At 72.2% G+C, this 26,129-nt stretch carries 20 protein-coding genes and 1 pseudogene; 13 read left to right on the top strand and 8 right to left on the bottom strand.

What is annotated here, in order from left to right; translation table 11 throughout:
- Positions 1–141 precede the first annotated feature (141 nt).
- The 3 genes and pseudogenes from OG386_RS41390 to OG386_RS41380 all read left to right on the top strand — a co-directional run bounded on the left by OG386_RS41390 (position 142) and on the right by OG386_RS41380 (position 2,244).
- The gene (locus tag OG386_RS41390) at positions 142–1,041 is read left to right on the top strand and encodes an NUDIX hydrolase (RefSeq protein ID WP_328792468.1); all 900 of its coding nucleotides are present in this window, start codon (positions 142–144) and stop codon (positions 1,039–1,041) included.
- A gap of 39 nt (positions 1,042–1,080) precedes the next feature.
- A pseudogene (locus tag OG386_RS41385) lies at positions 1,081–1,479 on the top strand (NUDIX domain-containing protein); the annotation flags it as partial.
- 219 nt (positions 1,480–1,698) lie between these two features.
- The gene (locus tag OG386_RS41380; protein ID WP_328793539.1) at positions 1,699–2,244 is read left to right on the top strand and encodes an AAA family ATPase; all 546 of its coding nucleotides are present in this window, start codon (positions 1,699–1,701) and stop codon (positions 2,242–2,244) included.
- A 446-nt stretch (positions 2,245–2,690) separates the two neighbouring features.
- On the opposite strand, the gene OG386_RS41375 is transcribed toward OG386_RS41380, so the two are convergent.
- The 3 genes from OG386_RS41375 to OG386_RS41365 are packed head-to-tail and all read right to left on the bottom strand — an operon-like array spanning position 2,691 to position 6,327.
- Entirely contained in the window at positions 2,691–5,036 is a 2,346-nt protein-coding gene (locus tag OG386_RS41375; RefSeq protein WP_328792467.1) for an ABC transporter permease, read from the bottom strand.
- Between the two features lie 2 nt (positions 5,037–5,038).
- The gene (locus OG386_RS41370) at positions 5,039–5,824 is read right to left on the bottom strand and encodes an ABC transporter ATP-binding protein (protein WP_328792466.1); all 786 of its coding nucleotides are present in this window, start codon (positions 5,822–5,824) and stop codon (positions 5,039–5,041) included.
- On the bottom strand, positions 5,821–6,327 hold the full coding sequence (locus OG386_RS41365; RefSeq protein ID WP_314252823.1) for a PadR family transcriptional regulator: 507 nt from the start codon (positions 6,325–6,327) through the stop codon (positions 5,821–5,823). The genes OG386_RS41370 and OG386_RS41365 overlap by 4 nt, the downstream gene beginning before the upstream one ends.
- A 168-nt stretch (positions 6,328–6,495) precedes the next feature.
- On the opposite strand from OG386_RS41365, the gene OG386_RS41360 reads away from it, so the two are divergent.
- The 5 genes from OG386_RS41360 (at position 6,496) to OG386_RS41340 (ending at position 13,431) form a co-directional block, all read left to right on the top strand.
- The gene (locus tag OG386_RS41360) at positions 6,496–7,776 is read left to right on the top strand and encodes an ABC transporter substrate-binding protein (RefSeq protein WP_328792465.1); all 1,281 of its coding nucleotides are present in this window, start codon (positions 6,496–6,498) and stop codon (positions 7,774–7,776) included.
- A gap of 213 nt (positions 7,777–7,989) precedes the next feature.
- A complete protein-coding gene (locus OG386_RS41355; RefSeq protein WP_328792464.1) occupies positions 7,990–9,672 on the top strand; it encodes a glycoside hydrolase family 13 protein in 1,683 nt (560 codons plus the stop codon).
- A 135-nt stretch (positions 9,673–9,807) separates the two neighbouring features.
- The gene (locus OG386_RS41350; RefSeq protein ID WP_328792463.1) at positions 9,808–11,139 is read left to right on the top strand and encodes an ABC transporter substrate-binding protein; all 1,332 of its coding nucleotides are present in this window, start codon (positions 9,808–9,810) and stop codon (positions 11,137–11,139) included.
- 10 nt (positions 11,140–11,149) lie between these two features.
- Positions 11,150–12,484, top strand: coding sequence for an ABC transporter permease (locus OG386_RS41345; RefSeq protein WP_328792462.1), 1,335 nt, complete (start codon positions 11,150–11,152; stop codon positions 12,482–12,484).
- The gene (locus OG386_RS41340; protein ID WP_328792461.1) at positions 12,481–13,431 is read left to right on the top strand and encodes a carbohydrate ABC transporter permease; all 951 of its coding nucleotides are present in this window, start codon (positions 12,481–12,483) and stop codon (positions 13,429–13,431) included. The genes OG386_RS41345 and OG386_RS41340 overlap by 4 nt, the downstream gene beginning before the upstream one ends.
- Before the next feature lie 72 nt (positions 13,432–13,503).
- Here OG386_RS41340 and fabV read toward each other — a convergent pair whose 3' ends face one another.
- Both fabV and OG386_RS41330 read right to left on the bottom strand, forming a co-directional pair.
- Positions 13,504–14,718 carry an enoyl-[acyl-carrier-protein] reductase FabV gene (fabV, locus tag OG386_RS41335; RefSeq protein WP_328792460.1) on the bottom strand — a complete coding sequence of 405 codons (1,215 nt, stop codon included), beginning with the start codon at positions 14,716–14,718 and terminating at the stop codon, positions 13,504–13,506.
- Positions 14,719–14,883: 165 nt separating this feature from the next.
- Entirely contained in the window at positions 14,884–15,882 is a 999-nt protein-coding gene (locus tag OG386_RS41330; RefSeq protein ID WP_328792459.1) for a helix-turn-helix domain-containing protein, read from the bottom strand.
- 140 nt (positions 15,883–16,022) lie between these two features.
- Between OG386_RS41330 and OG386_RS41325 the strand changes: the two genes are divergently transcribed.
- The gene (locus OG386_RS41325; RefSeq protein ID WP_328792458.1) at positions 16,023–16,298 is read left to right on the top strand and encodes a hypothetical protein; all 276 of its coding nucleotides are present in this window, start codon (positions 16,023–16,025) and stop codon (positions 16,296–16,298) included.
- Positions 16,299–16,414: 116 nt separating this feature from the next.
- Here the strand turns inward: OG386_RS41325 and OG386_RS41320 are convergent, their stop codons facing one another.
- A complete protein-coding gene (locus OG386_RS41320; protein WP_328792457.1) occupies positions 16,415–17,656 on the bottom strand; it encodes a saccharopine dehydrogenase family protein in 1,242 nt (413 codons plus the stop codon).
- A 105-nt stretch (positions 17,657–17,761) separates the two neighbouring features.
- Here OG386_RS41320 and OG386_RS41315 point away from each other — a divergent pair, with 105 nt between their 5' ends.
- The 3 genes from OG386_RS41315 to ligA all read left to right on the top strand — a co-directional run bounded on the left by OG386_RS41315 (position 17,762) and on the right by ligA (position 22,361).
- Entirely contained in the window at positions 17,762–18,499 is a 738-nt protein-coding gene (locus tag OG386_RS41315) for a TetR/AcrR family transcriptional regulator (RefSeq protein ID WP_328792456.1), read from the top strand.
- A gap of 105 nt (positions 18,500–18,604) precedes the next feature.
- Positions 18,605–20,182 carry an APC family permease gene (locus tag OG386_RS41310; RefSeq protein ID WP_328792455.1) on the top strand — a complete coding sequence of 526 codons (1,578 nt, stop codon included), beginning with the start codon at positions 18,605–18,607 and terminating at the stop codon, positions 20,180–20,182.
- A gap of 115 nt (positions 20,183–20,297) precedes the next feature.
- Positions 20,298–22,361, top strand: a complete 2,064-nt coding sequence (gene ligA, locus OG386_RS41305; protein WP_328792454.1) for an NAD-dependent DNA ligase LigA — start codon at positions 20,298–20,300, stop codon at positions 22,359–22,361.
- A 176-nt stretch (positions 22,362–22,537) separates the two neighbouring features.
- On the opposite strand, the gene OG386_RS41300 is transcribed toward ligA, so the two are convergent.
- Positions 22,538–24,709 carry a hypothetical protein gene (locus tag OG386_RS41300; RefSeq protein ID WP_328792453.1) on the bottom strand — a complete coding sequence of 724 codons (2,172 nt, stop codon included), beginning with the start codon at positions 24,707–24,709 and terminating at the stop codon, positions 22,538–22,540.
- Positions 24,710–24,830: 121 nt separating this feature from the next.
- On the opposite strand from OG386_RS41300, the gene cpt reads away from it, so the two are divergent.
- Positions 24,831–25,352 carry a chloramphenicol phosphotransferase CPT gene (cpt, locus tag OG386_RS41295; protein ID WP_328793538.1) on the top strand — a complete coding sequence of 174 codons (522 nt, stop codon included), beginning with the start codon at positions 24,831–24,833 and terminating at the stop codon, positions 25,350–25,352.
- Positions 25,353–25,406: 54 nt separating this feature from the next.
- Here the strand turns inward: cpt and OG386_RS41290 are convergent, their stop codons facing one another.
- Positions 25,407–25,979 carry an anthrone oxygenase family protein gene (locus OG386_RS41290; protein ID WP_328792452.1) on the bottom strand — a complete coding sequence of 191 codons (573 nt, stop codon included), beginning with the start codon at positions 25,977–25,979 and terminating at the stop codon, positions 25,407–25,409.
- Positions 25,980–26,129 lie beyond the last annotated feature (150 nt).

The raw sequence follows: 26,129 nt of genomic DNA, 5'->3' as shown, positions 1-26,129 counted from the left end.
CGAGCGAGTTTCAACGTCGTTCGGCCCGGGCCCGCAAGGGCCCCGCCCCGCACCCGAACACGGGTTCGCGCGATGCCCCGGGTTCGGCCGTGACGGCCCCGGACCCGGACCGTTCTTCAGAGCACCAGTGAAGGAGCTCCGATGACCGAATCCGTCGAACCGCACGGCACCGCCGCGCTACTGGTCGACTCGCGAGGCCGGTACCTGTTGCATCTGCGCGACGCCAACAAGGACATCTGCGACCCGGGCACGTGGTCGGTCCCGGGCGGAGGCCGCGAGGGCGAGGAGACGGCGGCGCAGGCCGTCGAGCGGGAACTCCTCGAAGAGACCGGCCTGACCGTGCCGTTGGAACCCTTCACGGTCGTCAGCTGCCACGGTCCCGGGCCGGACGGGCCGACCGACGGCCGCATCCAGGTGTACCTGGGGGCCTGGGACGGGGACGCCGACGAACTTCCGTGCCCCGAAGGCATCATGTTCCGCCACTTCGACGCGGCCACGATCCCCTTCCTGACGATGTGCCCGTGGACGAAGGAGGTCATCGACCTCCACCGGGCCCGGAGCCTCGCCCCGGCCGCCGTACCGGCTCCGGCCCGATCCGGCGGCCGGGCGCGACGGAACGTCGTCGGCGTTCACCTCTACCTCGAACGGGACGGGCAGATCCTGCTCGGGCTGCGGCACCCGGACTCCGCCTTCGCGGCGTCCACCCACCACTTCCTCGCCGGACACTGCGAGCAGGAATCCGCCGTCGCCTGCCTCGTGCGGGAGGCGGCGGAGGAGGCCGGCCTGGGCATCGACCCGGGCGACGTGGAACTGGTCCACGTCGTGCACGTCGTGGACCGACCGGGCGGCCTGCCCCGCATCCAGCTCTTCTTCCGCGCGCGGCGGTGGCACGGCGCACCCGAGGTGCGCGAGCCCGACCGCTGCCTGTCCTGGGGCTGGTGGCCCGTCGGCGCCCTCCCGGAACCGGTCGTCCCCTACGCCCGGGCCGCGCTCGAGGGCATCCGGGCCGGCCGCCTCTACACCGAGCTCGGGTGGGCATGAACCACCCATGACCACGACCACGACCACGACCACGATCCGGTGCACCGTCACCCGAGCACCGGACCATCCGCACGACCGCGGTCGCCGTACCCGCCGCGCCCGGACCGCACCGTGAGCGGCGGCCCCCGGCACACCGTGCCGGTCGACGTCCACCTCGTACTGCGCCGCGACGGCAACTGCGGCCCGGAGGTGTTGCTGTCGCGCCGGGCCGGGCCCGTGTACGCGACCGGTCTGTGGCACCTGCCGTCCGGGCACCTCGACCCGGACGAGGACATGGTCGAAGCGGTGATCCGGGAGGCCCGCGAGGAGACCGGCGTCCTGATCGCGGCGCCGGACGTGACCGCGGCGGTCACCGTCCACCACCGCCCGCCCCGGGGCGGCAGCTCGCGGATCGGCGTCTTCTTCGAGGTACGGCGGTGGACGGGCCTGCCCCGGGTGACGGAGCCGGACCGGTGTGACGGCATGGGCTGGTATCCGTTGGGCGCTCTGCCGGAGCCGATGGTGGCGTACTGCCGGGCCGGCCTGGACGCCTACCGGGCCGGCGCGCCCGCCGCCGTGCACTTCCAGCAGCCGGGCGACCTCGTCGAGTACGCCGCGGACGGCATCGACCGCACCCGCCTCCTGCCCGGCCTCTCGGGGAACGGTGGGGTGCGCCGAATGACCGTGGGAAGTGACGGGACCCGGCTCGTGGTCCTGCGCGGGAACTCGGCGTCGGGCAAGTCATCGGTGGCGGCGGGGATCCGCGACCGGTTCGGCCGTGGCCTGGCCCTCGTCGGCCAGGACAACGTGCGGCGGGTCGTCTTGAGGGAGCGCGATGTGCCCGGCGGCGCCAACATCGGGCTGATCGACACGGTCGCCCGCTACGCACTGGACGCCGGCTACCACGTGGTCGTCGAGGGAATCCTGTACGCCGACCGGTACGGCGACATGCTGGCGGGCCTGCTCGGCGACCACCGTGGAGTGTCCCGCTGCTACTACCTCGACGTCCCGATCGAGGAGACGCTGACCCGGCATGCCTCGAAGGCCGACCCCGACCATCTGGCTCAGGTCACCGAGCGGGAACTGCGGGACTGGTATCGCGAGCGCGACCTCCTTCCCGGTGGCGTCGAGACCGTCGTCGGAGCCGACAGCACCCTGCCCGACACGGTCGAACGCATCATGCGCGACACCGGTCTCGCGGGGTTGCCCGCGCGCATCGACTGACCCTGCTGCTCCGAGGTCCGGCCCTCGCCAGGAGTCGTCTTGACCTGAAGTGCGATTGAGCTCCTGGCGTGTCCTCAAGTTGATCACCTGACGACGGGAGAACGCGCGCATGGTCCTCGTGTCCCGTACGGGCCCGGACGCGGACGTCCTCGCGCAGCCCGGCGGGCGGGCGTCGAGCACGTGGTGCTGGTGTCGTCCATCACCGTCCAGACCCATCCGCACCTGGCCCCGCCGGCGAGAACCTCGCGGTCGACCTGCTGCGAGATCGGCCGAAGGGAGGCGCATGCCCAGATGGCCGCCGTCTTCGGGAGGAGGCTGCCAATGCGGTGCTCGACGTCGCGGGCCGAGACGTCAACGCCGAGCTGCTGGCAGTACGCGTCACCGGCTCCCCGAGCGGTGGGCCGAGGAGGACGCCCACCCGTTCCGCTGACGAGCCCGTCGGAGCGTCAGAGGGTCTCGCTCAGCGAGTCGGCCGGCCGCCGGCGTGCCGCTCGTGTCGCCGGGAGCACCGCCGCCACCACCGCGCCCAGCACCGCCCCGACGATCACGGTGAACAGTACGGGGAGCGGCGGCAGCTGGGCGATGCCCGCGCCGATCCCGCTCGACGCGCCCTGGGTGTCCACCAGCCACCTGCCGGACAGCACCCCGACCGTCGTGCCCACCACGGCGGACGCCAGCGCCGTCAGGCCGGCGGCCGTCACGATCATCGCGCCGATCTGCCGGGGCGTCAGCCCGATCGCCTTCAGCGCGAGCAGGTCCCGGCCGCGGTCCCGTACGCCGGTCCCGATCAGTGTCAGCAGCTCGATCAGCCCGATCAGCGCCAGGACCGCGATCAGGGCGGCGATCACCGCGCGCGCCGGTTCCAGCCGGTCGACCGGGTTCGGCGTCTCGCGGACCTCCAGCGCCCCGGCCGTCGCCCCGGCGAGCGCGGCGCTCACCGCCTCGGGGTCCGCGCCCTCGCGCAGCACCAGGGCGTGGAAGTCGGGTCGTAGCCCCGGATCGCGCTCGCGCAGCGCGTCGATGCTCGTGGTGATCACCCGGCCCCCGGATTCGGGTTCGATGGTGCGGCCCACGACGTGCAGGATCTGTGGTCGGCCCTCGACGGTCATCCGCACCCACGCGCCGACCCGTACCCCGAGGAGGTCGAGCAGCCCCTGTCCGGCCACCGCCTCGTCCGGACCGCTGACCGCGCGCCCTTCCACCACCTTGGCGGGGTACGGGTCCCGGGCCGTACCCAGGCCGCGGAGCGTGATGGTGCCGGTCTGACCCGGTACGAGCGCCGCCATCTCGGCGCCGGGATGGACCGCGGCGACGCCCCGGACCTCGGCGAGGGTCCGCTCCAGTTCCGCGTCGGACGCCCCGGCCGACTGTCCGGCCCGTACGGTCAATGCCGCGGGCAAGCCCATCTGCGCGGGCCGGCTGCGGAACTGGTCCAGCGTCGACCAGGCGACGAGTGCGACCGTGATGAGGACCAGCGGGAGGGCGAGCCGGGCCACGGGAACGAGCGTCCGACCGCGCCGCGGGAAGGCCGCACGCCATCCGAGGACCAGGGCGGGCGGCACGCGTACGCCGAGGGCCCGCCTGCCGAGCGCGGTCATCGGCGCGGCGGACGGCAGCGCCGCCCGGGCCACCGGCACCGGTGGGACCCGGCCCGCCCGCCAGGCCGAGAGCCCGGTCGCGGCCGCGATCAGCAGCACCGCACCGCACGGGATGCCGATCATGAGCGCGGTGTGGCCGGGCAGGTCCTGCCACACCGCCGTCGCTGCCCCGATCCGTCCGGGTATCCGGGCACCCAGCAGGGCGATGGCCGCCGTGCCGAGGGCCACGCCGAGGAGGGCGAAGGCCAGGTGCTGCACGAGGAAGCCACGGGTCACCTGCCCGGGGGTGAAGCCGACGGCCTTGAGGATCGCGATGTCCCGCAGTTGCCCGCGGACGCGGGCGCCGATCGCTCCGGCGGCGGCGAGCGCGGCCGCGAGCAGCGCACCGAGCCCGAAGACGGCGAACATCTGGCCGAGCAGCCGGTCGTCGCCGCCCGCCTCGGCCCGTGCCTGCTGCCACTTGGTGACCTGGGCGACCCGGTCGGCGCCCAGGACGGTCACGGCCCGCTGGACGGTGAAGTCGGTGTCGTCCGGGTCCTGCAGGCGCAGGCCCACGCTCTGGCCGGTGTCGCCGTGGGCGACCTCGTCGAGGGTGTCGTCGAGGACCCAGCCGATGCCGGGCCCGCCGCCCGGGTGGTAGCGCGGCTCGGCCACCTCGGCGATCCCGCTGACCTGCAGTGCGTGCGGGGCGCCGTCCGGGCCGGTGACCCGTACGGTGTCGCCCGGCTCCGCCCACAGGGCCCGCGCGACCGAGGCTTCCAGGACGAGGGCGCCGCTGCCGGTACCCGCGCCGGTGCCGGCAGCGGTGGTATCGGGTCGGGCGAGCCAGTCGCCGTCGGTGACGAGCGGCCGTCCGGTCTCCGGGGGCACGGTCGTGGCCGCGCGCAGCGTCACCCCGACGCGGGCGCCGCGCGACTCGACCGTCGTGGCCGTGGTGCGGTAGGGACCGGAAAGGGCGGCGACCCCGTCCACGCGGGACAGGGCGGCCGTGTCCGCACCGGCGCGGGTGTGCAGCCAGATGTGTGCGCCGTGGGACTGGTTGAAGACGCGCTGCCAGGGGTTGGCGGCGTAGCTGAACAGTGCGCCGGCGAGCAGGAGCGAGGCGATGATGCCGGCGCTGGCCAGGACGACGAAGAGGGCTTCGCCGCGGTGTGCGCGGAAGTCGGCGTGCGCCCAGCGCAGCGTGGCCCGCACGGTCACTCCTTGAGTTCCAGGTCCAGCACGCCGGAGACGCCGCGGGCCGGCCCGCGGCGTCCGCCGCCGAGCTGTGCGTCGTCGGCTATGCGCCCGTCGAAGAAGGAGATGACGCGGTCGGCGGCGCTGGCCATCCGGGCGTCGTGGGTGACCATCACGATCGTCTGGCCGCGCTGGTGGAAACGGGAGAGCAGCCGCAGCACCTCGCGGGTGCCCTTGCTGTCGAGGCTGCCGGCCGGCTCGTCGGCGAGCAGCAGTGCGGGGTGGTTGACCAGGGCGCGGGCCAGTGCGACGCGCTGCTGCTCGCCACCGGACAGTTCGCCGGGCATGGAGCGTTCGCGGCCTTCGAGGCCGAGTTCGGCGAGCAGTTCGGCCCGGGATGCGCGGGCGGCCTTCGGGGAGGCGCCGGCGAGCAGGGCGGGGAGTTCGACGTTGTCGGCGACGGTGAGGTTGGAGACCAGGTTGAAGAACTGGAAGACGACGCCGATGCTGCGGCGCCGCAGGACCGCCCAGCGGGCCTCGCGGTACGCGTCGACCCGCTCCCCGCCGATCCACAGCTTCCCGCCGTCGGGGCGCTGGAGGCCGCCCAGCAGGTGCAGGAGCGTGGACTTGCCGGCTCCGGAGGGTCCGGTGACGGCGACGAACTCGCCGGGCCGGACGGACAGGTCCACCCCGCGCACGGCTTGCACCGGCACGCCCTCGCCGTGGTGCGTCTTGGTCAGGCCCTCGGCCCGCACGATGGGCTCGACGGACGCGCCGGGAGCGGCGGTGGTGGCGGCGTCGCTCATTCCAGCTCCTCCTGGCAGCGTTCGAGCCAGTCGAGGTCGGCCTGCAGGTGCAGCATGGCGCCCTCGATCAGCAGTTGGGAGATCTTGTTGTCGCGGTCCTCCGCCGCGGCCAGCTTGGACAGGTCCCGCATGGTGTTGAGGTACTGCCGCCGCTGTTTGTTGATCAGTGCGACCGGATCGGCCAGACCCGACTGCGGTGCGAGCGCGAGCTTCATGAAGAACTCGTCCCGTACCCGGGGTTCCTCGGTGGTGTCCTCGAACCAGGCCAGTACGGCCTCGCGTCCGGCGTCCGTCAGCTTGTACGTGCGCTTGTTGGGGCGACCCGACTGTTCGACGTCCTCGCCCTCGATGAGGCCGCTCTTCTCCAGCCGTCCGAGGGTGACGTAGATCTGGCCGACGTTGGGCTGAGGGTACGCGGCGCCCAGGAGCTTCTCAAGGTCCTGCTTCAGCTCGTAACCGTGCGCAGGGCTACGGGTGAGGAGCGCAAGGAGCGCCAGCCGCACTCGCTCCCCCTCCTTCCCGCTCCGTAGTCAACGGTTCACTCGGCAGCGGGCCGAGTTGCGCCGCCGTCCGTCTCGTCTGCCTGGGCATCTAGTATCGCCCATGCCTAACGGGTATATATAGGCCACGATGGTCGGCGACGCAGCCGGATCGTGTACTGGGAGGAATCTATGCGGTGGATGCGTGCCGCGGGTAGAGCTCTCCTGGTCGGGGCGGTCGTCCTGGCGGGCTACACCGGTCTCGGCGTGCGTGCCGAGACGGGCGCGGCCTCCGAGGACCGGGACCGCGGCCCCCTGACGCTCGTCACGGCGGGCGATCTCACGGACTACCTCCCTCCGCTCCTGGCGGACTGGAACGACGCCCATCCCGGCGAGCGCGTCACGCTCGTCGAGCTGCCCGACTCGGCGGACGAGACCCGGGCCCAGATGATCAGTGAGCTGCGATCGGGCCGCAATCGGTTCGACGTCCTGAACATCGACGTCGCCTGGACCTCCGAGTTCGCGGCGGCCGGATGGATCTCCCCGCTCCGGCGCGAGCGCTTCCCGCTGGACTCCTTCCTGCGGCCCGTCGTCGACACCGCGACCTTCGACGGCCGGTTGTACGCGGTCCCGTACGTCACCAATGCGGGACTGCTGTACTACCGCAAGGACCTCCTGGACCAGGAGGGCGAGCAGCCGCCGCGCACCTGGGACGAGCTGATCCGCCAGGCGCGCACGATCGCCCCGAAGTACGGACTGGACGGTTATGCGGGCCAGTTCTTGCCGTACGAGGGGCTCACGGTCAACGTCACCGAAGCCGTGCACTCGGCGGGCGGATCGATCCTGCGCGACGACGGCGCCCGCGTGAGCGTGGACTCCGACGCGGCGCGCGCCGGGCTGCGCTTCCTCGCGGACGGCGTGCGGAAGGGCTGGATCTCCCGCGACGCGCTCGGCTACAAGGAGGAGGAGTCGCGGCGGGCCTTCCAGGAGGGCCGGCTGCTGTTCCTGCGGAACTGGCCCTACGTGTACGCGGACGCGGGCGCGGAGGGGTCGAAGGTCGCGGGCAAGTTCGGCGCGGTGCCGTTGCCCGGGCCCGACGGGCCCGGCACCAGCGTGCTGGGCGGCTCCAACCTCGCCGTGAGCAGCCGTGCACGGCATCCGGCGTCGGCGGCCGACCTGATCTCCTACCTCACCAGCGAGCGGGTCCAGCGGCAGGTGCTCACCAAGGGTTCGTTGCCTCCGGTGCGCGCCGCGCTGTACGAGGATCCCGAGCTGGTCCGGGCGTATCCGTACCTGCCCACGCTGCGCCAGAGCGTGCTGTCGGCGGTGCCGCGGCCCAAGAGTCCGCGCTACGACCAGGTGAGCCTCGCCGTGCAGGCCGTGGCGCAGGACGTTCTGGCGCTGCGCCAAACGCCGGAGCAGGCGGCGGCACGGCTCGCGCGCGAGCTCGGGACCATTTCCCGCAAGGGCTGATCGCACCCTTCCCCTCCCTCCTCAAGGGCCTCTACTTACATGTTAAGTAGAGGCCCTTCCTTTTACATGTGGGCAATCAGGTACAAACCACCCCAGCTTTTCACTGTTTCTGGACACATCGTTGACACCTTCCAGTCGCCGCTACTTAACATGCATGCATAACAGCGCACCGATCCGGAGCGCTCTCGCATTCAGCAGACAGGTCGACGCGAGATGCTCAGCACCCTTCCGGCCGCTACCGGCCACCCCTCTCCCACCGCCACCACCTCGGCCCCTTGGTGGCGCGACGCGGTGATCTACCAGGTCTACGTCCGCAGCTTCCTCGACAGCACCGGGGACGGCATCGGCGACCTGGCCGGCGTCCGGGCCGGGCTCCCCTACCTGCGCAAGCTCGGTGTCGACGGCATCTGGCTCAGCCCCTTCTACCCGTCGCCGCAGCACGACCACGGCTACGACGTCGCCGACTACCGCGGTGTCGACCCGGTCTACGGCGACCTCGCGGAGTTCGACCGGTTGGTGGCCGACGCCCGCCGGCTCGGGCTGAAGCTGCTCCTCGACATCGTTCCCAACCACTGCTCCAGCGAGCACCCGTGGTTCCGCAGCGCGCTCGCCGCGGAGCCGGGCAGCGCGGAGCGCGCCCGTTTCCACTTCGCGCCCGGCCGCGGCCCGGACGGAACGGAGCCCCCCAACAACTGGCGCGCGATGTTCGGCGGTCCCGCCTGGAGCCGGACCACCGGGCCCGACGGCGCCCCCGGCGAGTGGTACCTGCACCTCTTCACGCCCGAGCAGCCCGACCTGAACTGGCGCGATCCTGCCGTGGGCGACGACTTCGAGGAGGTGCTGCGCTTCTGGCTGGACCGCGGGGTCGACGGCTTCCGCATCGATGTCGCCGCCGGACTGTTCAAGCACCCCGCGCTGCCCGACTCGGACGACCCCGGAGCCGACGAGCGGGCCCGCGACGCCGTCAACCAGCTGGCCTGGAACCAGCCCGAGGTCCACGGCGTGTGGCGGCGCTGGCGCTCGGTCTGCGAGGAGTACACCGCCCGGGACGGCCGCGAACGGCTGCTGGTCGGCGAGGTGTCCGTGCCCACCGCGCGCGAGCACGCCGAGTACGTCCGCCCCGACGAGCTGCACCAGGCGTTCTTCTTCGACCTGCTGAGCGCCCCCTGGGACGCCGAGGCCTTCCGCACGACGATCACCGACGCGATGCGCGACATCGCCGGGACCGGCTCCACCGTCACCTGGGTCCTCAACAACCACGACCAGGTCCGCACGGTCACCCGCTACGCGGGCGAGCCCGGGGTGGAAGGCAGCGGACTGGGGGCGGCCCGCGCCCGCGCGGCGGCCCTCCTGATGCTCGCGCTGCCCGGCGCCGCCTACGTCTACCAGGGCGAGGAGCTCGGCCTCCCCGAGGTCCTCGACCTGCCCGACGAGGTCCTCACCGACCCGATCTTCCACCGTACGGGCAGCCGCAAGCACGTCCGGGACGGCTGCCGCGTGCCGCTGCCCTGGTCCGGGCACGCCTCGCCGTTCGGCTTCTCCGGAGAAGCGGCCGGTGCCAAGCCGTGGCTGCCGCAGCCCGAGTGGTTCGCCGAGCACGCCACCGACCGCGCCCTGGCCGACACCCGTTCCTTCTGGCACCTCTACCGCGACGGGCTGCAGCTGAGGCGCACCCTGCCGCAGCTCGGCGAAGGCCCCCTGCGCTGGCTGGACGCGCCTCCCGGGGTACTGGCGATCAGCCGCGGCGACGGCCTGGTCTGCGCGGTGAACTTCGGTACCGAGCCGGTGCCCGCCCCGGTCCCCGGGGCCCCGCTGCTCGCCAGCGGCCCCTGTCCCGACGGGGTCCTGCCCGCGGCCACCGCCGCCTGGTGGACGGCCGAATGCCCGGCCCCGTGACCCCCGGCCCCTGACCTCCTCCTCTTCTTCCCCTCTCTCCCTTCCTCCCTTCCTCCCTTCCTCCCTTCCTCCCTTCCTTCCCCGCGCAGTCCGGGCTCCGCCCCGTGTCCCGGACCTCCAGACAAGGACTCCCCCATGCGACGACCCAGCAAGACGACCCGGCGGACCGCGGCCACCGCATCGGCGGCCCTCGCCCTCGCCCTCGGTGCCACCGCCTGCGGCAACGCCACCGGACCCGCGAGCGGCGGCGAACTGAGCGGCCAGACCGTGACCGTGGCAGGCGTCTGGACCGGCAGCGAGCAGCAGAACTTCAAGAAGGTCCTGGACGCCTTCACCGAGAAGACCGGCGCCAAGACGGTCTTCGTACCCTCCGGCGACAACGTCTCCACCTTCGTCGGAAGCAAGATAGAAGGCGGCAACGCGCCCGACGTGGTGCTGGTTCCCCAAGTGGGTGTGCTCCAGCAGTTCGCCAAGGAGGGCTGGCTCCAGCCCCTGTCCGACCAAGCCGCCCGGAAGGCCGGCTCCACCCTCGCCCCGGTGTGGCGGAACTACGGCACCGTCGACGGCACGTACTACGGCCTCTACTTCAAGGCCGCCCACAAGTCGACCGTCTGGTACTCCCCGGAGGCCTTCGCCCAGGCCGGTGTCAACGAACCCACGAGCTACGCCGACCTGCTGAAGGCCGGCCGCACCCTCGCCGACTCCGGCCGCCCCGCCTTCGCCATAGCCGGCGAGGACGGCTGGACCCTCACCGACTGGTTCGAGAACGTCTACCTCTCCCAGGCCGGACCGGAGAAGTACGACCAGCTCGCCCAGCACAAGCTCAAGTGGACCGACGACAGCGTCGTGAAGGCGCTCACCACCCTCGGCGAACTGTTCAAGGACAAGCAGCTCGTCGCCGGCGGCGCCCAGACCGCGCTCAGCACCGACTTCCCCACGTCGGTCGCACAGGTCTTCGGCCCCGAACCCAAGGCGGGCATGGTCTACGAGGGCGACTTCGTCGGCGGCATCGCCAAGGACCAGTTCGGCAAGAAGCCCGGCAAGGACGCCAAGTTCTTCCCGTTCCCCGCGGTCGACGGCGGCAAGGCACCGGTCGTCAGCGGCGGTGACGCGGCCGTCGTCCTCAAGGACGCGAAGAACGGCGAGGCCGGCATGAAGCTGCTGGAATTCCTGTCCGGCCCCGAGGCCGCCGAGGTCTGGGCCCGCGCCGGCGGCTTCCTGTCCCCGAACAAGGAGCTCGACCTCACCGCGTACGGGGACGAGATCACCCGCAGCACCGCCAACTCGCTCATCGGGGCGGGCGACTCGATCCGCTTCGACATGTCGGACCAGGCCCCGGCCGCGTTCGGCGGCACCAAGGGCGCCGGCGAGTGGAAGCTCCTCCAGGACTTCCTGCGCGACCCGTCGGACCCGCGGGGCACGGCCGCGAAGCTCGAGGCCGAGGCCGCCAAGGCCTACGGGAACTGAGGCGGCTCCCATGGCTGACTCCATGACCGCCGCCCGCGGCGCGGCCGACGGGCGGCGCCGGGCCCAGCGCAGGAAACGCCGCCTCGCGGTCGTCTTCGTCCTGCCCGCCCTGCTGCTGCTCGGCGCACTGGTCGTCTACCCGGTCCTCTTCTCCGTCGGCCGCAGCCTCTTCGACGCCGACGGAGACCGCTTCGTAGGGGCCGCCAACTACGCGGCGATCGTCCAGGACCGGGCCACCCTCAAGGCGATCCGCAACAGCGCCCTCTGGGTCGTCGTCGCCCCGACCCTGCTGACCGGGCTCGGGCTGATGCTCGCCGTGCTCACCGAGAAGGTGCGCTGGGCGACCGCGTTCAAACTCGTGCTCTTCCTGCCCATGGCCGTGTCGTTCCTCGCCGCGGGCATCATCTTCCGGCTCGCCTACGACCAGGACCCGTCCCGGGGCGTGCTCAACGCCGCCGTCGTCGGTGTCCACGACGGCTTCGTGGACACCGCCGCCTATCCGACGGCCAGGGCCCGGGAGGGCCAGGGCCTGGCGGGCGGGCCGGGCGGCCCGTACAGCACCGAGGAGACCGTCCGTCCGGGCCACTCGGTCGGTCTCGGCTTCATCGGGGTGGCACCCGACGCGATGCCGGCCGGAGCGAAGGCAGCGGCCCCCGCGGCGCCCCTGCCGGACGGCATCGGGGGGGTCGTCTACCTCGACTTCGCCCCCGGCGGCGCCGGCACCCCGGGCCGCATCGACCCGGGCGAGAACGGGCTGCCCGGCATGACGGTCGAAGCCGTGCGGGACGGCCGGGTGGCCGCCACCGCCGTCACGGCCGAGGACGGGTCGTTCCACTTCACCGGGCTGGACGACGCCCCGTACACGGTCAGGCTGCCCGCGGCCAACTTCGCGGCCCCGTACCAAGGGGTGAACTGGCTCGGTCCGGCGCTGGTGACACCGGCCATCATCGGCGCCTACCTGTGGGTGTGGACCGGCTTCGCGATGGTCCTGATCGGCGCCGGCCTCGCGGCCATCCCGCGGGACGCCCTGGAGGCCGCGCGGATGGACGGCGCCTCCGAGGGCCAGATCTTCCGCAAGATCACCGTGCCGTTGCTCGCTCCGGTGCTCACCGTCGTCTTCGTGACCCTGGTGATCAACGTGATGAAGGTCTTCGACCTCGTCTACATCATCGCGCCCGGTCCGGTCCAGGAAGAGGCGAACGTGCTGGCCACCCGCATGTGGCTGGTCTCCTTCGGCGGCGGCAACGACCAGGGGCTCGGCAGCGCGCTCAGCGTGGTGCTCCTGCTCCTCGTCGTCCCGGCGATGGTCTTCAACATCCGGCGCTTCCGAAGGAGTGGAGCATGAGCGGCCACGGCACCATCGAGCGCCGACCGTCCCGGCGGACGGCAGCGGTCCGCCCCCTACCCGGCCCGTCGGCGAAGGGGCCCGCACGGGGACCCGGACGCCGGCGCGGGAAGCGGCTGTCGCGCCTGCTGAGCAACTCCCTCGTCCAGGGCGCGCTGATCCTGGTCGCCCTGGTGTGGATCACCCCACTGGCGGGCCTCCTCATCTCCTCCATGCGTTCCGAGGGCGACAACGCCTCGGACGGCTGGTGGACCGCGCTCACCGACCCGTCCCAGCTGTCCCTGGACAACTACTCGGCCCTGCTGGAGGACTCCGGGATCGCGGCGGCCTTCGGGAACACCGTCCTGATCTCCGTTCCCACCACCGCACTGGTGGTCGCCCTCGCGTCGCTCGCCGGATACGCCTTCGCGTGGCTGGAGTTCCCCGGCCGGGACGCCGTCTTCCTGGTGGTCGTCGGACTGCTGGTGGTACCCGTACAGATCGGGCTGCTGCCGGTGGCCAAGCTCTTCGGCGCCGTGGGGCTGTTCGGCACGGTCGCGGGCGTGATCCTCTTCCACGTCGCCTACGGTCTGCCGTTCGCGGTCTTCCTGCTGCGCAACTACTTCGCCGAGATACCGCGCGAGATGCTGGAAGCCGCCCGGATGGACGGCGGCAGCGAGTGGCGGATCTTCTCCCGGCTGGTGCTGCCGCTCGGCCGCCCGGCCATCGCGAGCCTGGCCATCTTCCAGTTCCTCTGGGTCTGGAACGACATGCTCGTGGCGCTGCTCTTCGCGGACAGCGGGTCCCAGCCGCTCACGGTCGCACTGCAGTCCCAGATGCGGCAGTTCGGGAGCAACATCGGCGTCCTCGCGCCCGGGGCGTTCCTGTCCCTGGTGGTCCCGCTGATCGTCTTCTTCGCCTTCCAGCGGCACTTCGTCCAGGGGGTGATGGCGGGCTCGGTGAAGTGACCGCCGCCCACCCGGCGCAGACCCCGGGCCCCGCTGCCGGTCGAGGGACCGGCGGCGGGGCCCGCGCCGGGATCAGGCGGTGGGAACGGGCCAGGGTACGTCGGTGGCCACCGCGGAGGCGTAGTCGACGCCCGGCACGGAGAATCCGTACAGGCGCTGGACCTCGGCACGGAACCAGTCGAGGTCGGCGAGGCCGGCGATGGTGTCGGTCGTGGCGGTCTCCCAGCGCTCGGCGACGGCCGCCTGGACGTCGTCGGTGAGTTCCCAGGTGTCCAGGCGGACCCGGCCTTCGTCGTCCAGGGCGAGCGGCGCGGCACCGGTGAGCTGGTCCCACAGGGCGGCGAGCTGGTGCACCGGCGGGACCAGGTCCGCTCCGAGGACACCGCGCAGCAGGCCGGTGTACAAGGCGATGCCGGGGATGGCGGTGGAGGACTGGGTGACGGCGGCGCCGTTGACGGAGGTCACGGCCCGCCCGCCCAGTGCTTTGCCGAGCCGCTCGTCCAGGGTGCGGGCGGTGGCCTCCAGGTGGGCCTTGGCCGCGCCGATGGTGCCCTGGCGGTAGATCGCCGCTGTCAGCGGCGAGCCGATGTACGACAGCGCGGCAGTGGCGAAGCCCTCGCCGAGCAGTCCCCGACCGGCCAGGTGGTCGATCCAGCGTTCCCAGTCCGTACCGCCCATCACGGCCACGGTCTGCTCGACGTCATCGCCCTCGGCCGGCCCGGTCTCGACCTCGCGCACCTCGGGAGCGCCCCGGTCGTCGAAGACGAGGGTCTTGGTGCGGTTCGTCCGGCCGATCGGCTTGAGGACGGAGGCGTACGTGGTGCCGGTGTCCGGGTCGGTGCGCCGGGGCGCGGCGACCGAGTAGATCAGGTAGTCCAGCCTGCCGCCGAAACGCTGCTCGATGAGGTCGGCGACCTCGTTCTTCATCGTGTCGGAGAACGCGTCGCCGTTGAGGAAGACCAGATCCCGCCCGGCGGTACGGGCGATGTCGGCGGTGGCGGCGGTGCGGTACCAGCCGGCCGTGGCGGTGCGCCGTTCGGTGGGGGCCTTCTCGAAGGAGACCGCGACGCCACGGATTCCGGCGCGTTTGAGTCCGGCGACCGTGGCCGCGAGGCCGTATCCGGCCGAGGAGCCGATGACCAGCGCCACCGGCCCGGCCCCCTCGGGCACGTCGACGGGGTCGGGGCAGGCCCGCCACATGTCGGCCACCAGCCGCTCGCAGCCCGCCGGGTGGGAGTCGAGGAAGAGGAAGCCCCGGTTGCGGGGGGTGAGAACGCGCTCGCTCATGTGTGCAGTCCTTGGGTCGACGGGGCCGAAGACGCGGCAACCGGTCGGGCCGCCACGTTCCGCCAGTCTGCGACAGGCCGATCACGGAACGTGGCCGCCACCACGGACAAGGATCACGAGTCGATCTTGGAGTGTTCCGCTACTTCCGCCGGAGCGAGGGATGCGTCACGACGAAGTGCCCACAGCGCGAACGTCCTTGACGCTCAGTGCGCGGAACTCCGTCGGGGTGAGGCCGTACCTCTCGCGGAATGACCGGCTGAAGACCGCCGGGCCGCTGAAACCCCAGCGCGCGGCGATCGCGTTCACGGGGTGGCCCATCAGTTGGGGGCGTGCGAGGTCGCAGTGGCAGCGCTCCAGGCGACGCCGGCGGATCCGGGCCTGGACGGTCTCGGTGTCGCCCTGCCGCCGGAAGAGCTGGTGGAGGGTGCGTACCGAGATGTGGTGGCGAGCGGCGATCGCCGACGGGGTCAGGGCCGGGTCGGCGAGGTTGTGGTCGATGAAGGCGTAGACGCGCTGGAGCAGGGCCTGCGTTCGGACCTCCGGGGGGAGCTCGGCCTCGGCGTCCAGGTGCTGGGCCAGACAGGCGGCGACGAGGTCGACCGCGACCGTACCGAGCCGGTGCAGCTCCGCCGGGGAACACTGGCCGCCGTGGCCTTCGAGTGCGTCCACGAAGGCGGTCAGGACCGCCGCCACGCCCTGGTCTCCCGGGATCCGGCGGGCGAGCAGCCGACCGAGCCGGTCCTCATTCAACGGCAATGCGTTTTGCGGAAGTTGGAGCATGGCGAGGCCCACCAGGCCGTCATCGGCGGCGGTCTGCACGTCGGACGTGCGGGAGGTGTCCCAGAGCAGGATGTCCCCGGCGCCGACGCTGCACTCGTTGCGCTGCTGGGCCAGGAACGCGCGTCCCCCTCTCATCAGGCCGAGCTGGTACTGTCCCGGGTCCCCGCGCCGGATCAGCGCGGGGGTGCGCCGCGAACTGAGTGGGGAGAACTCCAGCCTGGCCAGCCGGAGTTCGCCGAGCTCCAGGACGGCGGCCTCGGCCTGGAACTCGGCGGGCCGTTCGGTGCTCAGTGCGGTGGGGACCACTTCCCGCGAGAGCGTGTCGGAGAACCAGTCGAAGCGCTCCCCCACGGGCAGGTCACTCGCCGACACCACTGACCACATGTTCCGCCCCCCGGCTCGAGACCTCCGACAGGGGCCAGGATGCAACAGGCGTACCGCTGCGGACGCATGGTTCGGTACGGCGTGGTGTCGCGCCCCACCCCGCTCCGTCGCGCCTCGGGCCGGCCGCTTAGGGTCGGTCCATGACGTGGAGCGAGGAGGAGTACCTCGACTGCTTGCGGTCCGAGCGGCGTGGCTATGCGTGGGTGATGCGGCATCACGGTGGCCTGACGCACGAGGACGCCTGGGAGGCGGCCCTGACGTGCTACCCGCACGAGCCGGACGGTGACCCGCTCCGCGGACTGGTCTTCCACGACGAGGCGTGGCACTGGGCGATGCTGGCCGTCCATGGTGCCGGGTACGTGGTGGAGCGCCCGGACCTGGTCCACCCGTCACCGGCGTACCGGGCCCTCGGCTGAGCGGCGCATCCCGCCTCGTCCGGACCCGAGGCCTCGACCCGTTCCCGCGCGTCGGGCCCGGCCGCCGGAGGGGTGGCGCGCCGGCTTCGGCGCTGCCCCTCCGGTGCGCCGGACGGTCAGTTGCCCGGGGTGTCGCCCTGTTCCCGCATGCCCCACGGGGAGCCGTACGCGGTGAGCAGGTCCAGGAAGGGGAGCGGCGCAAGGGCCTCGGGGCCCAGGACGCCGGGCTGCGACCAGACACCGGTGGCCAGGAGTTCGAGGGCCACCACCGGGTTGACGGCGGTCTGCCAGACGACGGCCTGGGAGCCGTACTCGCGCATGGACCACTGGTTGTCGACCACGTGGTAGAGGTAGACCTCGCGGGGCAGGCCGTCCTTGGTGCCCTTGACCCAGGTGCCGGCGCAGGTCTTTCCGGTCATCCGGTCCCCGAGGGTCGCGGGGTCGGGCAGGCAGGCGGCGACCACGTCGCGGGGCGAGACCCGGACCGTGCTGCCGTCCTCACCGCGGACCGCGACCCGTTCGGTGGAGTCCAGGCCGAGGGCGTGGAGGGTCTTGAGCTTTCCGATGAAGTCGTCGCCGAGGCCGTACTTGAAGGTGACGCGGCGGGCTCCGACCCAGCGCGGGACCAGGAGGACCTCCTCGTGTTCGACGTTGACGCACTCGACGGGGCCGATGCCCTCGGGGAAGTCGAAGACCTCCGGCTCGCTGAACGGCTCGGTGGTGAACCAGCCGCGCTCGCGCTCGTAGACCACCGGAGGGTTCAGGCACTCCTCGATCGTCGTCCAGATGTTGAAGGACGGGGCGAAGTCGTAGCCCTCGACGGCCAGGTTCGCCCCGTCGCGGATGCCGATCTCCTCGATGTCGTCGAAGAGGTGGTCGGCGGCGTAGCGGGCGAAGACGTCCGAGAGTCCGGGCTCGACGCCCATGCCGACGAGGGCGAGGCGGCCCGACTTCTCCCACTCCTCGGCCCGTTCGAACTGTTCGTCGCCGAGCTTCACGCCGCATTCGCTGTGCGGGTGGTCGGGGTGCGGGCGGGAAAGGGACATGGCCATGTCGAGGTAGTGGCTGCCCGCCGCGAGCGCGGCGTTGAACAGGGGCATCACGAAGCGCGGGTCGGTGGCGTTCATCAGGACGTCGCAGCCGCGTTCGGTGAGCAGCCGGGTGACCGCCGCCTCGTCGGAGGCGTCGACGCGGCAGGCGCTGAACCGCTGCTCGTCGCCGCCCAGGGCTGCGACGGCGGCCTCGGCGCGGGCCAGGTCGTAGTCGGCGACGACGAAGTGGTCGAAGAAGTCGCGGCGGGCGGCGATCTTGGTGATCGCGCTCCCGACACCGCCGGCACCCACAAGCAGAACACGCATGGCGAGGTCCTTTCTCTGTGAGGCGTGCGCCTCAGGGGGCTGATGGAACCGTTCCGTCCGAGTTAAGGTCAATGGTGTTGGCATAAGGATGGACGGAGGCGGGCGATGGCGAAGGACGTGGTCCCTGAGGAGGCCCGCAGGCGGCGGCGCCCGACCCGGCAGGGGACGGTGCTCTCCGAACGACTGATCGTCGAGACGGCCCTGCGGATGGTGCGCGAGCACGGGAGCGCGGGCCTGTCCGCCCGGCGGCTGGGCGCCGCTCTGGGGGCGGACCCCAGCACCCTGTACCGGTACTTCGACGGCATGGACGGGCTGACCCTGGCCATCGGCGAGGAGCTGATCGGCCGGGCGCTCGACGGCTGGGTCCCCACCGGGCGGTGGCGCGACGACCTGCGCTCACTCGGGCTGCGCATCCACGGCGCCTACCTCGCCCACCCGCAGGCCGCACTGCTGACCGCGAGCCGGGTGAGCGGGCGGCCGCGCGAGATCGCGGCCGACGAGGCGATCCTCGGCAGCCTGCGCGGCGCGGGCTTCGCGGACGTGGACGCCGTACGGATCTACCACGCCTACATCGACCAGGCCCTGGCCTTCGCGACGCTCGACGCGGGGCCCCTCGCCCTGGCGGACAAGGCGCGCGAGTCGGACGAGGAGCGGTGGGAGTCGACGTACGCCCGGCTGCCGGCCGACGCGTACCCGAACATCGCGGCCACCGCGGGACTGCTGGCCGCCCGGATGCCCCACAGTGCGTACCCGGTCGCGCTGGACATGCTGCTGGACACCGCCGAGAGGCAGCTCGCCGAGTCGGCGGGTGCCGGGGGCGGGGGCGCTGCGGGGCGCGGCTGACCCGGTCTTCCGCCCGCGCTTATGCCAACACCATTGACCCCCTGTGCGGAGCACGGGTTTCCTCATCGCATTCACGCGCCGTTCACAGTGCACCAGTGAGGGACCATGGTCGAAGACACCCCGCGGACGTCCGCCGCCCCCGCCACGCTCAGACCGAACGCGATCGGATTCGTCGACGCCCTCGCGATCGGGCTGAACGCGACCTCGCCGGCGTACTCCCTGGCCGCCGTGATCGGGCCGATCGTCGCCCTGGTCGGCGTCCACGCCCCCGGGGTGATGCTCGCGTCGTTCGTTCCGATGGTGCTCATCGCTTCCGCTTTCTACTACCTGAACCGGGCGGATCCCGACTGCGGCACGACCTTTTCGTGGGTGACGCGCGCACTGGGGCCCACGACCGGCTGGCTGGGCGGCTGGGCGATCACCATGACCGGGGTGCTGGTGGTCGGCTCGCTCGCCGACGTCGCCGTCAACTTCAGTCTGCTGGCCGTCGGTCTGGACGGCTGGGCCGGGAACACGCTGATCCGCCAGGCGCTCACCGTGCTGGTGATCGTGACGATGGCGGCGCTGTGCGTCCGGGACACCCAGGCCGCGGCCCGTCTGCAGAACGTCCTCGTACTGCTGCAGACCGTCTGCCTGTTCGTCTTCGCGGGCGTCGCCCTGTACCGGGTCTACGCCGGATCCGGTTCCGCGGGCGCGCTGCGCCCGTCCGCCGGCTGGCTCGACCCGTTCGGGGCCGGGAGCACGGCGCTGACCGGCGGGCTGCTCCTGGGTGTCTTCGTCTACTGGGGCTGGGAGTCGGCCGTCAACCTCACCGAGGAGACGAAGGACCCCTCCTCCGCCCCGGGCCGGGCCGGCATCTGGTCGACCGTGGTGCTCCTGGCCACGTACGTCTCCGTGGCCTTCGCGGTGGTCGCGTTCGCGGGCACCGGCTATCTCACCGCGCACGCCGACGACGAGGAGGCCGTCTTCGCCTCCCTGGCCCGCGAGGCCCTCGGCGGCTGGGACTGGATCGTCCTCGTCGCCGTCGCCACCTCGGCGCTCGCCTCGACCCAGACGACGATCATCCCGGCGTCCCGGACCGCGCTGTCCATGGCGCGCAGGCACGCCCTCCCCCGCCGGTTCGGTCTGATCCACGACCGGTACCGCACCCCCGCCGTCAGCACCTGGTGGGTCGCCGGCACGGCCACCGTCTGGTACCTGTTCATCCACCAGGTCAGCGAGAACGCGCTCGCCGACTCGCTCACGGCCCTGAGCCTGCTGATCGCCTTCTACTACGCCCTCACCGGCATCGCCTGTGCGGTCTACCACCGGCGCCTGCTGACCGCGGGGGTGCGCGAGTTCCTGTTCATCGGCGCCGGTCCCCTCGTCGGAGCGGGAATGCTGATCTGGCTGCTCGTCGAGGCGGTCGTCGACATGGCGGACCCCGCCAATTCCTCCGGTGGGACGTCCTGGTTCGGTCTCGGCCCGCCGCTGGTCATCGCACTCGGCCTGAGCCTCGTGGGGGTGTTGGTGATGCTCGCCCGGCGCGCGGCGTCCGCGGCGTTCTGGGCGGAGCGCCCGACCGCCCACGACGGCCCGGCGGACCCTACGGACCCGGCGGACAGGACGGCGGAGGCCGCACCGGCAGAGCGGTCGGCGGGAAGCGTCGCGGCCCGGACTGCGGAGCCCGTGGCACGAGGGTGAACGCGCGGTGGGCGGGCGGGTCGTGACGGCCCGCACGCCCACTGCGAAGGGCCGGCGGCGAGCGGGCCGGGGCGGGCCGGGGCGATTGTCAGTGGCTCGCGAGAGGATCACTCCCATGATGAACCTTTCCGCCGATCAGGCGCTGTCCAGCACGTCCAGCCGCTCCGACTACGAGGCGGCGCTCGGGCGCCTGCGCGACGCATCGGGGGCGTACTACGCCGACGGCGACAGCCCGATGGACGATGCCACCTACGACCAGCTCCGGCTCGCCGTGCTGGCCTGGGAGGCGGAGCACCCCGAGGAGGCCGCCGCCGACTCCCCCACGGGGCAGGTCGGCGACGGCGCCGCCCCGGCCGGCGACGTCGCGCACACCACCCGGCTCCTCAGCCTGGACAACGTGTTCAACCCGGACGGCCTGCTGGCATGGGGCGAGTCCCTGCAGCGGCGGCTGGGCAAGGCACCTGTCGGCGGGTTCACCGTCGAGCCCAAGCTGGACGGCGCGGCCGTCGCGGCCCGGTACCGGGCGGGGCGGCTGGTGCAGATCATCACGCGGGGCGACGGCAGCACGGGTGAGGACGTCAGCCATGTCATCGGGCAGATCGAGGGCCTGCCCGAGCGGCTGCCGGTGCCGGCCACCTTCGAGGTGCGCGGCGAGGTGCTGTTCACCCAGGAGCAGTTCGAGACGGCGAACGCGGTCCGCACGGCGCACGGCGCGCAGGTCTTCGCCAACCCGCGCAACGGCACGGCCGGCACGCTGCGGGCCAAGGACCGCCCGTACCGGCTGATGATGACCTTCTGGACGTACGGCGCGGTCGAACTGGACGGAGAATCGTTCCTGCCCGCCGGGGCCACGCACGCCGAGGCCCTGGCCGCGGTCGCTCGGGCCGGAGTCCGGACGACCGCGGACACCCCGGTCGGACTGCACGTGGCCGCCACCCTCGCCGAGGTCCAGCAACGGGTGGACGAGATCGCCGCCCTGCGCGCGGGGCTGCCGTTCGGCATCGACGGCGTCGTGATCAAGCTCAACGACGCGGGCGAGCAGGAAGCCGCGGGGCTGGGCAGCCGGTTCCCCTACTTCGCCGTCGCCTTCAAGCTCCCGGCCGTCGAGCGGCAGACCGTTCTGGAGGACGTGGTGTGGGAGGTCGGCCGGACCGGGGTGCTCGCCCCGACCGCCGTACTCGCCCCGGTCCTGATCGACGGGTCCACGGTCACCCGCGCCACCCTCCACAACCCGGCTGACATCCGGCGCCGTGACCTCCACCTGGGTGACACGGTGACGGTCTACAAGGCGGGCGACATCATCCCGCGGGTCCAGGCCGCCGTGGTGGCGCTGCGCCCGGCCGGGGCGACGGAGGTACCCCTGCCCGAGGCCTGCCCCAACTGCGGTGGGGAGATCGACAAGACGCAGGAGCGGTGGCGCTGCGCGCAGGGCGCGGCCTGCGCGCTGCCGGCCCTCGTCGAGTACGCCGCCGGGCGCGAGATGCTCGACATCGACGGGCTGGGCCGGACGTACGTCAAGGCCCTGGTCGACGCCGGTGACGTCACGGACGTCGCCGACCTGTTCACCTTGTCCCTGGAGCAGCTCACCACCGCTTCCGGCAGCGCCAAGCGGGCCGCGAAGCTCGCCGAACAGATCGAGGCGGCGAAGGCCCGACCGCTGAGCCGTGTCGTCTGCGCGCTGGGCGTTCTGGGCACCGGGCGCAGCATCTCGCGACGCATCGCCCGGCACTTCGGCACGATGGACGCCGTCCGTCGGGCCGATGCCCTGGCCATGCAGGCCGTGGACGGCATCGGCCCGGAGAAGGCCCCGGTGATCGTCGAGCAGATCGCCGCCCTGGCCCCGGTCATCGACAAGCTCGCCGCGGCGGGCGTCAACATGAGCGAGCCGCAGGAAGCGGCGGCGGCGCAGGACTCGGGGCCGCTGGCCGGGAAGGTCGTGGTCGTGACCGGGAAGATGACCGGAGCGCTCGAAGGCCAGGGGCGGGACGCGATGAACGCACTGATCGAGAAGGCGGGCGGGCGTGCGGGCAGCAGCGTCAGCGCCAAGACCACCATCCTGGTCTCCGCACCCTCCGCGAGCGGCAAGCCCAGCTCGAAGGCGGTCAAGGCCGCGGAGCTCGGTGTCGAGGTCCTCACCCCGGAGGCCTTCGCCGAACTGGTCGCCGACTTCCTGGGCTGAGCCGAGCTGATCCCGCCCGGCTGCGGCCCGGCGTCCGGCACGGAAAGACCTCCGGCCGTCCCGCGTGATGCGGAGCCGGCCGGAGGTCTCAAGTCGGTGGCGAGGAAAGCGAAGAGGCTATTTTGGATTGTTGAGAAGGAAGCCCCTTCATGGCCTCGCCACGGCCACGTTAACAGTCAGGCGGGGATCAGGTCACGCAGGTTTTCGGGGGTGACGATCCGCGACCCCGGGTGCAGCTTCTCGGGCCGCTCCAGGCCGATGTAGGTGACGGGACCCGCCGGAACGGTCTTCCCGTCCCACACGGTGACGGTCGTCGCGCTGCCGGTCATCAGCTCGATGAGGTAGCGGACGGTGAGCTGCTCGCGCTCGGCGACGGCGCGCATCAGCGTCGCGACCGTCACCCGGTGGTCCTCGACCCGGTTGTACGACAGGGATCCCGTCAGGTACAGGTGCAGCCACTTGGCGATCCACCGGCCGTCGGACCCGCGCAGGAACACCAGCGGCAGCGCGACCCGGCCCGGACCGCGCAGGTCCGACTTCATGCGCACCGTACGCGGCTCGAAGGGTCGTCCCTTCTGCTCGGCCTCGCGCAGCATGAACCCGAAGAACGACTCCTCCACCTCTTCGAAGCCTTCCCCGGAGTAGATGTGGACCTGCGGGACGATGCACGTGGCGCGCACCGCGTCCAGGCGTAGGTCGATGAACTCCGAGGCCCCGTGGGGCGCGTTCGTGATGTCGCCGGAATGCGTGCCCCCGATCTCGGTCAGGTTGGTGTACGACAGCCCCGAGACGGTCGAGTAGTCGGTGTCGAGCAGTGCCGCCGACAGGTCGTAGTCGGTGCTGCGCGCGGTCTGCTTCCAGTACGCGAAGAAGCGCAGCAGTTCGCCGTCGACCCGGGACACCGAGCCGCGCGGCAGCACGCCGAACCCGGGCGCGGTCGCCTTGCCGCTGAGCGGCAGCGCCACGTCCAGGACGTCCGGGTCGATCAGCAGGTGGTCCGCGGCGGGCACCCGGCGGCGCAGTTCCGCGTCGATCGCGGCGATCATCCGCTTGCGCTCGGGCGCGAACACCGGCGGACGGGTGTCTTCGGTGACCCAGGCCCGGCCGGAGCGGTTGACGAACACCCGCTGCGCTCCGGTCTCGTGCCCGCGGTTGTGCAGGTGCTCGCGCACCGACAGCAGGACCCGGCCGGAGACGTCGGGGACGGCCTGCTCGGCGGCGGCCGCGACCGCGTCGCGCTCGTCCTGGGTGTGGGCGGAGCGCAGCAGCCGGTCCAGGGAGCGCAGCAGCTTGCCGGGCGCGGCCTTCAGCAACTCGGCCGCGCCGGTGGGGCCCCGCCGGGCATGTAGTTCCTCCACCCGGCTGTCGAAGGTGCGCGCCGCCTTCTCATCCCGGGCGACGGCGAACACGTCTGCCGCATGCGGCCACTGCGGGTACTCGTGCGGGTGCAGCCGCTCGCCGAGCCGCTTCCACATCTCGCGGTGGGCGTGCACGTCGGCGAGCTTGGCGGGCGCCGCGCCGACGACCGCGTCGAGCCCCGCGAGCAGGGCCCGGCGCACCGCGCGGGAGAGCCCGCGCAGCCGCGTCGGCTCCTGCAGGCCGACGTCGCCGCCGGCGAGCGCGCAGGCGAGTCGGAGCACGTCGGTGACCGTGTCCAGCAGCAGGCTCGCTCCGGCCTTCAGCCGGGCCTCGTTGACCACGGCCCGGTTCTCCCGTACGGGGATCTCCTCGGGCTGCGGTCCGTCCGTGCAGTGGCCGGCGAGGTCCCGCAGGTCCCGCAGGCCGTCCTCGCCCAGGGGTGTGGTGCTGCCCGCCAAGGCCAGGTAGAGGGAGGTGAGTTCGTCCTCCGGGGCCGCGCCGAGGTGCAGGACCGTCATGCGGTCGCCCGCCGCGGCGATCAGCTCGTCGTGGTGGGTCAGCATCTCGGCGTACGTGTGCCGGTAGTTCCCGTACGAGGGGAGCGTGAGCAGGTCGACGACGCCGGCGCTCAGCTGCTCCAGCGTGCTCGCGCGCGCGTCGTCGTCGGCGAGCGCCTCGGCGATGCACCGCATCCAGAAGTCGAAGGTGTCCGGCACGTTGGCCGGGAAGTCGATGAAGTACGCGTTGTGCTGGACGTGGTCGCCGACCATCTCCCGAACGGTGCCCAGCGTCCGTACGGCGGTGTCGACGACCGCCGGCCCGGACAGTCCCGACAGGTGCTCGAGGAGCTCTGCCGAGAGCTTGAACCCCACGGACATCAGGACGGCGTCGAACTGCTGCGCCGTGCCGGCGCCTTCCCCGGCGGGTCCCGCGGGACGGGGGATGCGGTGGGTGTGCCGAAGTACCAGGGGGTCGAGTCGGTGGACCATTCCGGCATGATCCCAAGGCCGCGCGGGTGGCCGCACCCGGTTTTCCCGGGGCGCACCGGGGGTCCGCGCAAACCTGTTCCGTACCGGACGGTCGGCGTCCTACTGTGGCGCGGTGACTCAGATGATCATTCTCAACGGTGGTTCCAGCTCGGGCAAGTCCGGGATCGTACGGTGTCTGCAGGCCGTGCTGCCCGACCCGTGGCTGTCGTTCGGGTGCGATGCGTTCGTCGACGCCCTGCCCGCCGCGATGCAGGCGGCCCAGGAGGGGATCGAGATCGCGGCGGACGGCACGGTGAGCGTCGGGGCGACCTTCCGGGCGCTGGAGGCGGCCTGGACGGAGGGGATCGTGGCGATGGCCCGTGCGGGCGCGCGGATCGTCGTCGACGACGTGTTCCTCGGCGGGGCGGCGTCCCAGCAGCGGTGGCGGAACGCGCTGGGCGACGTGCCGGTCCTGTGGGTCGGCGTGCGGTGCGACGAGGCGGTGGCCGCGGGCCGGGAGATCGCGCGGGGGGACCGGGTCGGGGGCATGGCCGCGGCGCAGGCGGACGCCGTGCACCGGGGAGTGACCTACGACCTCGAGGTGAACACCACGCACGCCGAATCCCTGGAGTGCGCACGGATCATCGCCTCCCACACCGGCTGACCGGGGAGTCCCTTCCCCGGCGAAGGGACTCCCCGGCGGATGCGCCCGGTGCGATCAGCGCGTGGTGCGGCCGTGGAGCAGGGTCGCGCGGGCGAGGGCGGTGAGGGCCGCGGTGCAGAGCAGGGTGCGGACGATGTTCGTGGTGACCCAGGTGGTCTTGAACCGCTCGACGATCGAGAAGTCCGTCATCTGCTCTACCGCGCCACCGTCGGCCAGCTCGTTGTTGAGCGGGATGTTCACGCCGAAGGTGATCACGAGGACGACGAGGTACGCGACCGCGGCCACCCCCACCCACAGGGCGGTGGCGCGGCGGCCGCCGCGGTACTCCACCACCGCCGAGGCGGCGGCCGCCACCAGGGCCAGCAGGAACACCGAGCCGAAGAGCGGATTGCCGTCGATGGCCTGGTTGAAGGCACGCATCGCGGTGACGTACGTCTGCTCGTCGCCCGCCGCCAGCCCCGGCATCACCGAAACGTCGAAGGCGAAGAACAGCCCGGCCATCAGACCCACCAGAACGGTGGACAGCGTGATCAGGGTGGCGGCGAGCCGGGTGCCCTGCGGCCGGCCCGGTGTCGTCGACGAGGTCGGCGGCCGGGTCGGATCGTGCGGCGTCGGGTTGGTGGTCATTCGACTCTCGTCCTCTTCCAACAGTCAGTACGGCACGGTGCGATGCAGTGCGGTGCGACACGTTCTGAACACGAACGCCCGATCGTGACATCACCTGTTCGATCTCTCGCCGGGGTTCGCCAACCCCTTGGGTGAATCTTTAGCCATTGC

This window comes from Streptomyces sp. NBC_00273, from assembly GCF_036178145.1.
Lineage (GTDB): Bacteria > Actinomycetota > Actinomycetes > Streptomycetales > Streptomycetaceae > Streptomyces.
This window is presented reverse-complemented; position numbering and strand designations above follow the sequence as displayed.